The following is an 11,556-nucleotide window of genomic DNA, read 5'->3' as shown; positions in this document are numbered from 1 at the left end:
ACGTTCGTGTTGGAGGGATGATGATGAATCAGGAACCGAAAGATCGCGGCTCCATCAAATGGACTTCACTCATGCTGCCGGAGCACATCGAGATGCTCCGTAATCTCTGGAAAGAGGACGAGCGGGTTGAACAGGGGCATATGGAAGAACAGCAGGCGGCAGGGATCGATTTTTTATTGCAGCACGCAATGAACGGGCAGATTCCTGTCTGTATTGAAATGGACGGGGATGTGCATGAGGTGGTGCCGCTTCGTTTCCACAGACGAAGCGGTGAGCTGGAGTGCCGTGATATCCACGGCGGCCGGCTGCTGCGACTCAGTCGCGATGAAGTTACCGACGTATCGATGTGAACAGGAAAGTACGGTCCGGGAGCTTTTATCGGCCGCCTGTGTCACAAAATGTTCACTTTTCCAGGCCCTCCCGACTTGAAAAATATCACCCGCAGTAATATATTTGAAGTAGCATGGAAAATGCTTTTACTAAGACAGAAAGAGGACCGGCTGAATCGTCAGCCGGTCTTTTTTCTATTCGAATGACGAAACGCAAGTGCTTCAGAGGGCGCACAAGCGTAACCCGGGGGCTTTGGCGGAACCGATAACTCGTGCTAAAATAGGTGGGATGAAAGTGAAATGATCCGGATGCACCCCGTCGCTTCGTTCAAAAGCCGGGGGCAGAGAAAGGGAAGGCTTTATGAATAAAAAACTGTTATGGATACCTGTAGTTTATGCGATTGTTATGGGAACGCTTCTGGTGGCGACCATCGGATATTCTTTTACACCTGTTCTTTACGAACATTCGATAGAAAACAATACGTGGAAAGTTGAGTACAAAGGGGAAACGTGGGAGACGAGTGCAGAAGAGCACGTGAACGAAGCACTCCGGGCTTCTGTCATCAGCAACAGGGAAAAGGAGCAGTGGACCCGGGACATCGTGGCCGTCGGAGCACTGCTGCCGTTTATTCTCTTCGCTTTTCATAAAAATTACCGTCCCTTCCGCAATAGAGTGCCCTACAAGTGGTATGCAGGCATCATAGCGGGTGCGGTGGTACTGTACAGTATCTTCAGCATTACGACGCACGTGGATATCCATGCGGAACTGCAGGAGACGATCGACTATTTACGGGAAACAACTTGAGTTTTTACTGCACTCTTCTTATAATGGATTAGTTATAAACGGGACGAAAAAAGGAGCGATTACAGCATGACAAACGTAGCTGTTACGTTAGAAACGCACATCCGGGACGGTTCGGACTCCGAGCAGATGTCCCTGTCGGAAAAGGGGCGCTTTTTCAGAAAAGGGAATATGGACGTAGTGACTTTCAGGGAACACCCGGAAGGAAGAGAGCCGGTGGATACGATGGTGACCATCAAACCGGGTCATGTAAGCATTAAACGCTCCGGAGGCGTGGAAATGCGCCAGCTGTTCGAGGTCAACACGGAAACCGAGAACACGTACGTACATGAATACGGAAAACTTTTCATGAGCACCTGGACGGAACAGCTGGAATACCGTCCCCCGGGCGACTCAGGAAACGGTGAGCTGTTCATTGTCTATAAGATGACGGTCAATGAAGATGTCACACAGAATCACCAGCTGAAATTAACGCTTAAGGAGGAAACGGAATGAACATTGCAGAAAAGACGGAAGCAAAGATCAAAGAAGAGATCGTCCGCGCCGTGGAAGCAGCGGGGCTTGCTTCTTCCGAAGAAATCCCCGACGTGGTGCTCGAGCAGCCGAAAGATAAACAGCACGGGGATTATGCCACGAATATGGCTATGCAAATGGCGAGGATCGCAAAAAAGAATCCGAGAGAGATCGCAGGGGACATCGTAGAGGCTTTCGATAAGTCGAAAGCTTCGATAGAGGAGATGGAAATCGCCGGTCCCGGGTTCATCAACTTCCGCATGAACAATACGTATCTCGCAGAACTCGTTCCATCTATCCTCGAAGAAAAAGAAAGCTACGGTAAAAGCGGAGAAGCCCGCAGGGAGCGTATACAGGTGGAGTTCGTATCTGCGAATCCGACAGGAACGCTGCACCTGGGTCACGCCCGTGGAGCAGCCATTGGAGATGCGCTTTGTAATATCCTTGAAGCGGCCGGGTACGACGTGGAGAGGGAATACTACATCAATGATGCAGGGAATCAGATTTCAAAACTCGCAGAATCTGTAGAAGCCCGCTACATGCAGGCGCTCGGAGAAGAATACGCGATGCCTGAAGACGGTTATCACGGAGCTGACATCATTGAGCTCGGGAAGCAGCTTGCCGCAGAAGAAGGTGCCAGGTGGACGGAGGTCTCCGGAGAAGAGAGACACCGTCATTTCCGTGAATCCGGCCTCCGGTACGCACTCTCCCGTATAGAGAAGGACCTTGGTGATTTCCGCGTCACTTTCGACGAATGGTTCTCCGAGACGTCCCTGTACGAGGAGAACAAAATCGAAGCGGCTGTCGAAGAACTGAGAGCGCGGGGTCTTGTGTATGAGCAGGAAGGGGCGACGTGGTTCAGAACTACGGAGTACGGAGACGACAAAGACCGTGTCCTCGTGAAAAACGACGGCACCTATACGTATCTGGCTCCGGACATTGCTTATCACAAAAATAAGCTTGACCGCGGTTTTGACACCCTCATCAATATTTGGGGCGCCGACCACCACGGGTATATCCCGCGGATGAGAGCGGCCGTCCAGGCGCTCGGCTATGCCAAAGAGACGCTTGAGGTCGAAATCATCCAGATGGTCAACCTGTTTGAAAACGGGGAAAAAGTGAAGATGAGCAAACGTACCGGCAAGGCCGTTACGCTGCGCGAACTGATGGATGAAGTCGGAGTGGACGCCATGCGCTATTTCTTCGCAATGCGTTCGAGTGATTCACACCTCGACTTCGACATGGATCTGGCCCGTTCCGAGTCCAACGAAAACCCGGTCTACTATATACAGTACGCGCACGCACGTATCGCAACGATGCTGAAACAGTCCGAGGAGAAGAATCTTCGCTCTGATGAGTTCGACGGTACGCTGCTCACTTCGGAGAAGGAGATCGATCTTCTGAAGCGTCTCGGGGAATTCCCGCAGATTGTGGAAGATGCTGCAGTGAACCGGACGCCTCACCGCGTCACTCAGTACGCGTTCGATCTTGCATCGAACCTCCACAGCTTCTATAATGCGGAAAAAGTTCTGGATGCCGGACATCCTGTGCGTACGGCTTCCCGAATCAAGCTGATGGAAGCTGTAAAGCAGACGCTTAGAAACGCTCTTGCTCTCGTCGGCGTCGAAGCCCCCGAAAAAATGTAGGCACAACCGCCAGCCTTCCGTCCGGGCGTAAATGATAATATAAAAAAAGAGTGATGTTCTTCGATTTATAGAAGAACATCACTCTTTTTGTTTTTTACAGAAAGAAGGTCAAAGCATCCAGCGGAACGGTTTGACGAGCTGCGTTTTCACTTTCGTGGCTACAGAAGGGTTAGCAGCCTGTTCCTTATCGTATACGAGAGAGTTTTCTGTATCTTTGAAGTACTCGGAACGCAGATGCCGGACGAAACTTTCTTCGAAAATGGAGATAGTCACTTCCTTATTCAGAAACATACTCCGCTTATCGAAATTCGCCGTACCGATATCGGCAGCTTCTTCGTCAACAAGAACGAGCTTCGCATGATAGAAGCCTGCGTTGTAGTGGTAGACGTTGGCTCCGCTAAGGACAAGTTTCTGAAGAGACGGGAAACCGGCCTCTTTTACGAAAGCGTGATCGCGTTTCAGCGGAAGCAGAATATGGACGTCCACCCCGCGCTCCAGCGCCTTGAGCAGTTCCCGGTGAATCCTTTTGGTCGGGATGAAGTAGGGGCTGCCGATGAGAATTTCCCTCCGGGCCCGCCTGATCATCGTAAGGAAAGTATTCTCTACTCCTATTCCGTCGAACGCTACAAGCTGGAAGGGGTGTTTTCCTCCTTCCCGGTAAGCGACGGAAGGAAGAGCCCCCCCGGTATTGTACGTCCAGTCACTCGCGATGATCCGGTGCAGATCGCGGACAATCGAACCTGTCAGCCGCAAATGATAGTCGCGCCAGTCGATGAACTGGGAACTTTTTCCGATATACTCCCGGCCGACGTTGAAACCGCCCACGTAGCCGATCACTCCGTCGATGACCACCATTTTCCGGTGGTTCCGCCGGTTGAACGTATAGAAGAAAAAAGGGAACTTCGGCGTTTCAGCGAAGGCTACGTCCACGCCCGCTTTCTTCAAAGATCGGTATTCCCGGCGAAGCGGCGCGCTTACGAGCCGGTCAACGAGAAGGTTGACCCTTACACCTTCCTCCGCTTTCATTTTGAGGAGTGTCATAAACTTGCGGCTGATGATATCCCGGCGTACGAGATAGTAGTATACGTCAATCTGTTCCTGGGCCTGGGAAATCTCTTCGAACAGATCCTCAAAAAGCGGAGTACCGTTTTTGTAGAAGCGGTAGTTCCCTCTCGTCTGTTCGAACGCAAGCGTACGGTTATGTTTGCGCTGACTTCTCCTACCGAGGATCAGATCGAGCACGATCCATAGTAAAAGTGAAATGATAATTTTAATAGTGCGCAACTCTCCACCTCCAAAAATCCATACCTTGATTGTAACTGAAATTATAGAGATATACACGTATCTCCATTCACAAATACAGGAAGAAAAAAAGCGAAACATGTTGACTGAATGCTCATTCAGTTTTATAGTAGAGTTAACTGGAACATGAAAGGGGTTTCAATACAGAAAATAGGAAAGAGGGGGAAAAGGATGGATCCTTTACTGTTGGTGAACTGGTTGTTTTTTCTCGGAATAACGATTTATGCGCTTTATCTGTTCGCGCGTATCGTTCAGACGAGAATTGCTTATATCCGTATGGGGAAGAAGTTTGAATTCGACGGAAAGATCAAACGTCGTCTTCAAAAGATAGGTATTTACGTTTTCGGTCAGAAAAAATTGCTCAAAGATAAGAAATCCGGAGCAATTCACGTCATGATGTTTTATGGATTTATACTTGTACAGTTCGGAGCGATCGATTTTATTTGGAAGGGGCTGGCGCCTGATTCACACTTGCCGCTGGGTCCGTTGTATCCTGCCTTTACGTTTTTCCAGGAACTCGTAACACTCACTATCATCGTTGCCGTCGTCTGGGCTTTCTACCGTCGTTACATAGAGAAGCTCGTCCGCCTGAAGCGCGGCTGGAAAGCCGGTCTTGTACTTATTTTCATCGGAACACTGATGGTGACGGTACTGGCCGGAAACGGTATGAACATTATCTGGCATGGCCATGAAGCAAGCGTCTGGGAACCGGTGGCCAGTGCTATCGCACTCGGATTCGGATGGCTTCCGGAAACAGCGGCAGCCGCAGTATTTTTCGTTATGTGGTGGATTCACCTGATTACTCTGCTCAGCTTTCTTGTATATGTACCTCAGTCGAAACACGCTCACCTTATTGCAGCTCCGGTCAACGTCTTCCTCAGTCGTGAGGATGCACCTGGGAAGCTGAAGCCGATCAATTTCGACATTGATGATGAAACGGACGAGGAAGATGTGTCCTTCGGTGTCGGAAAAGTGGAAGAGTTCGACCAGCTTCAGATGATCGATCTGTATGCGTGTGTGGAATGCGGGCGCTGTACGAACGTCTGTCCCGCTTCCGTATCCGGGAAGATGCTGTCTCCGATGGACCTTCTCGTTAAGATCCGTGACCACCTGACCGAAAAAGGGGCAGCGGTCACAGGGCGCGAAGCGTGGGTGCCATCCTACGCATTCTCCGGAACCGAAGGTAATATGCTCGCGTCGATGGCCCGCAATGAACAGAACGATGCTGTCGACCGCGTGAACGAAACGAACCTGATCGGGGACGTCATCACCGAAGAAGAACTTTGGGCATGTACGACGTGCCGGAACTGTGAAGACGCCTGTCCGGTCATGAACGAACACGTCGATAAAATCATCGACCTGCGCCGCTATCTCGTAATGACCGAAGGGAAAATGGATCAGGATGGTCAGCGTGCTCTTATGAATATCGAGCGTCAGGGGAACCCGTGGGGACTTTCCAAGAAAGAACGCGAAAACTGGCGTGACCTTGATGAAGAAGCATACATTCCGACGGTGAAGGAATTGAAGAAAGAAGGCGAAGAATTCGAGTATCTGTTCTGGGTAAGCTCTATGGGATCATATGATAACCGCAGTCAGAAAATAGCTATGGACTTCGCTAAACTTATGAACAAAGCGGGCATCAAATTCGCTATTCTCGGAAACAAGGAACAGAACTCCGGAGATACGGCCCGCCGCATGGGGAACGAATTCCTGTTCCAGGAACTTGCGGAGAAGAACATCAAAGAATTCGAAAAGAACGACGTGAAGAAGATCGTCACGATCGATCCTCACGCCTACAACATTTTCAAAAACGAGTACCCGGACTTCGGTTTCGAAGCGGAAGTGTATCACCACACGGAACTGCTTGCAGAGTGGCTTGAAGAAGGCCGCCTGAAACCGGAAGCACCGGTCAATGAAAGAATTACGTATCACGACAGCTGTTACCTCGGTCGATACAACGAGGTGTATGAACCGCCTCGTGAAGTACTTGAAATGATTCCGGGTGTAGAAGTTGTGGAGATGCAGCGTAATCGTTCCAACGGCATGTGCTGTGGAGCGGGTGGTGGAATGATGTGGATGGAAGAGAAGACCGGAAACCGCGTCAACGAAGCCCGTACCGAACAGGCACTTGAAGTGGAACCGACTATGATCTCCAGTGGCTGTCCGTTCTGCCTGACTATGCTCTCCGATGGTACGAAAGCGAAGGAAGTCGAAGAAACAGTCAGCACGATGGACATCGCGGAAATACTTGCAAAATCCATCTTTGAAAAAGATAAAGCGGGAGCTTCCGCTTAGAAACACCGGAATAAGCAGGCCGGCCATCCGGAAGAGGTTTTCCTTCCGGTGGTCCGGAGGGCTTATAACGTGAGTTTCTGGAAGCCCGTGAGCTGGCATGAAAAAGATAAAGCGGGAGCTTCCGCTTGGAAACACTAAAGCGAAAAATGTCCGATCCGTAAAATAAAAAGTCAAAAAATTGCGGAAAGTGTACAGAAAGTTTTGTAGACTTTCCTTATGAGAGGAAATTGAGCGAGCGTTCAATAGGATTGTTTGAAAGCGTTACCGCTACAGAGGAGGAATAATTAATGGTAAAAACAGTGATTGTTGATGGAGCACGTACCGCGTTTGGCAAACTCGGAGGAAGTCTCTCTTCTTTATCTGCTTCGGATCTTGGCGGAAAAGTCATTGCGGAAGCTATGCAGCGTGCCGGCGTAGAAGGTAAGGATATTGGAGAAGTCATTATGGGAAGCGTACTTCAGGGCGGACAGGGACAGCTGCCTTCAAGACAGGCGGCCCGGAATGCGAATATACCGTGGCATGTGAAGACGGAAACCGTCAACAAAGTTTGTGCTTCCGGTATGCGCAGTGTAACGATGGGTGATCAGTTCATCCGTCTCGGAGAAGAGGAGATCATCGTCGCGGGCGGCATGGAAAGTATGAGCAGTGCTCCGTATTTCCTTCCAAAAGCGAGGTTCGGCTATCGTATGGGCGATGGTGCCGTGAAAGATATGATGCTTCACGACGGTCTTACCTGCTCTTTCGAGGGCATCCACATGGGAAGCTACGGCAACCGTACGGCTAATAAGCACGACATTTCCAGAGAAGCCCAGGACGAATGGGCGGCGCGCAGTCACGAACTTGCCGGTAAAGCGATCGAATCCGGCGTGATGAAAGAAGAGATTGTACCGGTTGAAGTACCGCAGCGAAAAGGTGATCCGATCAGTGTCGATACCGATGAAGCACCGAGACTGGATACGACAGCGGAGAAACTTAAGAAGCTGAAACCTGCTTTCGACCCGGATGGCAGTATTACGGCAGGCAACGCACCTGGTGTGAATGACGGAGCCTGCGCAATGGTACTGATGAGTGATGAGAAAGCGAAGCAGCAGAACGTTAAGCCGCTTGCCACAATCATCGCCCACGATGAAATTGCAGTGGAAGCTCAGGATTTTCCTGAAACACCGGGACTCGTCATTAACAAAATTCTTGAAAAAACAGGCAAAAAAATGGAAGATATCGTTCTGTTCGAAGTGAACGAAGCTTTTGCGGTCGTGTCACTGGCCGGCGGTAAGATTGCAGGACTTGATACGGATAAAGTGAACGTCAACGGCGGTGCCGTGGCGCTTGGTCACCCGATCGGTGCAAGTGGTGCCAGAATCATTCTTACACTTGCCTACGAACTTCGTCGTCGCGGCGGCGGTACCGGAATCGCTGCTATCTGCTCCGGCGGAGGCCAGGGTGATGCGGTTATGATCGAAGTGGAGGGAGCTTAATCATGAAGAATATTTTCGTTATAGGTGCCGGTCAGATGGGCGCCGGAATTGCACAGGTATTTGCTTCGCACAATTTCTCCGTGAAGTTGTTTGATGTAAACGAAGAAGCGTTGAAAAAAGGGATCGAAGGAATCTATAAGCGTCTTGACCGTGCTGTCGAAAAGGAACGTATGACAAAGGAAGGCGCGGAGCAGGCGAAAGCTCACCTCGAGACCGCTTCCGGTATGGAAGACGCTGCCCATTGTGACTTTGCAATCGAAGCCGTAGTAGAGCGGATGGATGTGAAGGAAAAAGTATTCCGTCAGCTCGATGACATTATGCCGGACCATGCCATTCTTGCGACGAACACCTCGTCTCTTCCGATCACGGACGTGGCGGCGGTAACGAATCGTCCGTCACAGGTTATAGGTATGCACTTCATGAACCCCGTACCGGTGATGAAACTGGTGGAAATTATCCGTGCGATTCAGACGAGTGATGAGACGTTCGAACGGGTGGAACAGCTGGCGGAACAGCTGGCCAAAACACCGGTGGACGTGAGCGATTACCCGGGATTCGTGGCCAATCGGGTTCTTATGCCGATGATCAACGAAGCGGTTTTCACTATTTACGAAGGTGTGGCTTCAAAAGAAGACGTGGATACCGTTATGAAACTCGGCATGAACCATCCGATGGGACCGCTCCAGCTGGCGGATTTTATAGGCCTTGATACGTGTCTGTCCATTATGGAAATACTTTACGACGGATTCGGCGATTCGAAATATCGTCCATGTCCGTTGCTCAAGAAATATGTAGCAGCCGGCTGGCTCGGGAAGAAATCCGGGCGCGGTTTTTACGTTTATGAATAGGAGAGAACCGAATGTTTTTAACTGATGAACAGCAGATGATGAAGAAAATGGTCCGGGACTTCGCTGAGAACGAAGTCGCCGCGGCCATAGAACGCATGGAAGCGGAAGACCGCTTTCCGATAGAAGTAGTCAAAAAGATGGGAGAACTCGGCCTGATGGGCATACCGATCCCTGAAGAATATGGCGGCTCCGAGATGGATTTCACCTCGTACATTATCGCCATCAATGAACTGTCGAAGGTCAGCGCGACAGTCGGGGTGATTCTGTCCGTTCACACTTCAGTGGGCACGAACCCGATTCTTTACTTCGGAACGGAAGAGCAGAAGAAGAAATACATTCCGAAACTGGCAAGCGGGGAGTATCTGGGAGCTTTTGCCCTCACGGAACCAGGCGCAGGTTCAGACGCTGCCAGTCTGAAAACGAAAGCGGTCAGAGACGGGGATTCCTACATCCTGAACGGCTCTAAAGCGTACATCACTAACGCCGAGGCGGCAGATACTTTCATCGTATTCGCCCGTACCAACCCGGAAGAATCGAGGAGCAAAGGCATCAGCGCTTTTATTGTGGAAAAAGACACTCCCGGTTTCACTGTCGGAAAAGTGGAAAGAAAAATGGGGCTGCACGGATCGAGCACGTGTGCCATCAACTTCGAGCAGTGCCGGATACCGAAAGAGAACCTGCTCGGGGAAGAAGGGAAAGGGTTCGACGTTGCGATGGCCAACCTCAATACCGGAAGAATCGGCATCGCCGCTCAGGCACTCGGGATAGCGCAGGCTTCTCTGGAGCATGCGGTAGGTTACGCGAAAGAACGGGAACAGTTCGGCAAACCGATTGCCAAACACCAGGGTCTCTCTTTCAAACTTTCGGATATGGCTACGGATGTCGAAGCCGCCAAATTGCTGGTGTATGAAGCGGCCCGTCTGCAGCAGGCACAGCAGCCATGCGGCAAAGCAGTGTCGATGGCAAAACTTTATGCTTCCCGTGCTGCGGTTAATACTAGTATTGAAGCTGTCCAGGTATACGGCGGCTACGGTTATACGGAAGACTACCCGGTAGAACGGTTTTTCCGTGATGCCAAAGTTTGTGAGATTTATGAAGGTACAAGTGAAATTCAGCGGATGGTCATTGGAACGCACTTGATGAAATAATAAGCAGTCGAACCGAAGAAAGGGGAACAGGTATGAACTTTCAATTGACAGAAGAACAGCAGATGCTCAAAAAAATGGTACGTGACTTCGCGGAGAATGAAGTAGAGCCGACAGCGGCGGAACGGGACGAAGAGGAAAGGTTTGACCGCAATATTTTCGATCAGATGTCCGAGCTCGGTCTTACAGGCATTCCGTGGCCGGAGGAATACGGCGGAATCGGATCCGATTTCGTAAGCTACGCGATTGCGGTGGAAGAACTCTCCCGCGTCTGTGCATCGACCGGTGTGACGCTTTCTGCCCACATCTCCCTTGCCAGCTGGCCGATTTACACGTTCGGAAACAAGGAACAGAAAGAAAACTTCCTGACACGTCTTGCCACAGGGGAAGCTCTTGGAGCCTATGCATTGTCCGAGCCGGGCGCAGGAAGTGACGTCTCCTCCATGCGTACTCAGGCGAAAAAAGACGGAGACGATTATATTCTGAACGGTAACAAAGTGTGGATCACGAACGGCGGCGTGGCGGACATTTACCTCGTTTTCGCCAAAACGGATCAGGATGCCGGCCATAAAGGCATCAGCGCTTTCATCGTGGAGAAAGGGACGGATGGTTTCACGTTCGGTAAGAAAGAGAAGAAACTCGGCATCCGTTCTTCGCCGACGACGGAACTTATTTTCGAAAACTGCCGCATACCGAAAGAGAACCTCCTCGGAGAAGAAGGGGAAGGATTCAAAATCGCTATGCAGACTCTCGATGGAGGACGGAATGGTATCGCTGCCCAGGCTGTAGGAATCGCCCAGGGTGCTCTCGATAAATCCATCGGCTATGCCAAAGAGCGGGAACAGTTCGGCAAACCGATCGCCAAACACCAGGGTCTCTCCTTCAAATTGGCAGACATGGCGACAGACGTGGAAGCGGCCCGTCTGCTTACGTATAAGGCAGCTTTTCTCGAATCGGAAGGAAAGCCGTACGCAAAAGCTTCCGCAATGGCGAAACTTTTCGCCGGCGACGCTGCAATGGAAGTAACGACAGAAGCCGTACAGGTCTACGGCGGCTACGGATATACAAAAGACTATCCGGTAGAGCGCTATATGCGTGACGCGAAGATCACTCAGATTTATGAAGGTACCAACGAAATCCAGCGTCTCGTAATCGGACGTATGGTCACCAGCTGATAGCGTAAGTTGTGCGCTCCCGTCTT

At 50.7% G+C, this 11,556-nt stretch carries 10 protein-coding genes; 9 read left to right on the top strand and 1 reads right to left on the bottom strand.

The genetic code is table 11. The features are described from left to right. Nucleotides 1-23 precede the first annotated feature (23 nt). From BLU03_RS06655 to argS, 4 genes are all read left to right on the top strand, one after another. Nucleotides 24-350, top strand: a complete 327-nt coding sequence (locus tag BLU03_RS06655) for a YolD-like family protein (RefSeq protein ID WP_245698753.1) — start codon at nt 24-26, stop codon at nt 348-350. Between the two features lie 340 nt (nt 351-690). Continuing rightward, nucleotides 691-1,134, top strand: coding sequence for a hypothetical protein (locus BLU03_RS06650; RefSeq protein WP_093106557.1), 444 nt, complete (start codon nt 691-693; stop codon nt 1,132-1,134). 66 nt (nt 1,135-1,200) lie between these two features. Continuing rightward, on the top strand, nt 1,201-1,626 hold the full coding sequence (locus BLU03_RS06645; RefSeq protein WP_008591547.1) for a DUF1934 domain-containing protein: 426 nt from the start codon (nt 1,201-1,203) through the stop codon (nt 1,624-1,626). Further along, nucleotides 1,623-3,290 (top strand): arginine--tRNA ligase, encoded by a 1,668-nt coding sequence (gene argS / locus BLU03_RS06640; protein WP_093106555.1) that lies wholly within the window; start codon nt 1,623-1,625, stop codon nt 3,288-3,290. Before BLU03_RS06645 ends, argS begins: the two co-directional genes overlap by 4 nt. Nucleotides 3,291-3,398: 108 nt before the next feature. Here the strand turns inward: argS and cls are convergent, their stop codons facing one another. After that, the gene (gene cls / locus BLU03_RS06635) at nt 3,399-4,574 is read right to left on the bottom strand and encodes a cardiolipin synthase (protein ID WP_176765430.1); all 1,176 of its coding nucleotides are present in this window, start codon (nt 4,572-4,574) and stop codon (nt 3,399-3,401) included. A 189-nt stretch (nt 4,575-4,763) separates the two neighbouring features. On the opposite strand from cls, the gene BLU03_RS06630 reads away from it, so the two are divergent. From BLU03_RS06630 to BLU03_RS06610, 5 genes are all read left to right on the top strand, one after another. Continuing rightward, nucleotides 4,764-6,887: a heterodisulfide reductase-related iron-sulfur binding cluster gene (locus BLU03_RS06630; protein WP_093106550.1), complete on the top strand. Its 2,124-nt coding sequence runs from the start codon at nt 4,764-4,766 to the stop codon at nt 6,885-6,887. A 287-nt stretch (nt 6,888-7,174) separates the two neighbouring features. Next, nucleotides 7,175-8,362, top strand: coding sequence for an acetyl-CoA C-acetyltransferase (locus tag BLU03_RS06625; RefSeq protein WP_093106547.1), 1,188 nt, complete (start codon nt 7,175-7,177; stop codon nt 8,360-8,362). A 2-nt stretch (nt 8,363-8,364) separates the two neighbouring features. Continuing rightward, nucleotides 8,365-9,210 (top strand): 3-hydroxybutyryl-CoA dehydrogenase, encoded by an 846-nt coding sequence (locus tag BLU03_RS06620; RefSeq protein WP_008590512.1) that lies wholly within the window; start codon nt 8,365-8,367, stop codon nt 9,208-9,210. 11 nt (nt 9,211-9,221) lie between these two features. Beyond that, nucleotides 9,222-10,358 carry an acyl-CoA dehydrogenase gene (locus BLU03_RS06615; RefSeq protein WP_093106544.1) on the top strand — a complete coding sequence of 379 codons (1,137 nt, stop codon included), beginning with the start codon at nt 9,222-9,224 and terminating at the stop codon, nt 10,356-10,358. A gap of 32 nt (nt 10,359-10,390) precedes the next feature. After that, nucleotides 10,391-11,530 carry an acyl-CoA dehydrogenase gene (locus tag BLU03_RS06610; RefSeq protein ID WP_093106541.1) on the top strand — a complete coding sequence of 380 codons (1,140 nt, stop codon included), beginning with the start codon at nt 10,391-10,393 and terminating at the stop codon, nt 11,528-11,530. The last annotated feature ends 26 nt before the right edge of the window (nt 11,531-11,556 follow it).

Origin of the sequence: Salimicrobium album (genome assembly GCF_900107115.1) — a bacterium.
GTDB classification, from domain to species: Bacteria; Bacillota; Bacilli; order Bacillales; family Halobacillaceae; genus Salimicrobium; species Salimicrobium album.
The sequence above is the reverse complement of the archived record's forward strand: the minus strand, read 5'-3'. Positions and strand labels throughout refer to the sequence as shown.

Excerpts from the sequence above, each read along its gene's own strand:
- BLU03_RS06655 (WP_245698753.1), top strand. The coding sequence starts at position 24 with ATGAATCAGGAACCGAAAGATCGCGGCTCCATCAAATGGACTTCACTC.
- BLU03_RS06650 (WP_093106557.1), top strand. The coding sequence starts at position 691 with ATGAATAAAAAACTGTTATGGATACCTGTAGTTTATGCGATTGTTATG.
- BLU03_RS06645 (WP_008591547.1), top strand. The coding sequence starts at position 1,201 with ATGACAAACGTAGCTGTTACGTTAGAAACGCACATCCGGGACGGTTCG.
- argS (WP_093106555.1), top strand. The coding sequence starts at position 1,623 with ATGAACATTGCAGAAAAGACGGAAGCAAAGATCAAAGAAGAGATCGTC.
- BLU03_RS06630 (WP_093106550.1), top strand. The coding sequence starts at position 4,764 with ATGGATCCTTTACTGTTGGTGAACTGGTTGTTTTTTCTCGGAATAACG.
- BLU03_RS06625 (WP_093106547.1), top strand. The coding sequence starts at position 7,175 with ATGGTAAAAACAGTGATTGTTGATGGAGCACGTACCGCGTTTGGCAAA.
- BLU03_RS06620 (WP_008590512.1), top strand. The coding sequence starts at position 8,365 with ATGAAGAATATTTTCGTTATAGGTGCCGGTCAGATGGGCGCCGGAATT.
- BLU03_RS06615 (WP_093106544.1), top strand. The coding sequence starts at position 9,222 with ATGTTTTTAACTGATGAACAGCAGATGATGAAGAAAATGGTCCGGGAC.
- BLU03_RS06610 (WP_093106541.1), top strand. The coding sequence starts at position 10,391 with ATGAACTTTCAATTGACAGAAGAACAGCAGATGCTCAAAAAAATGGTA.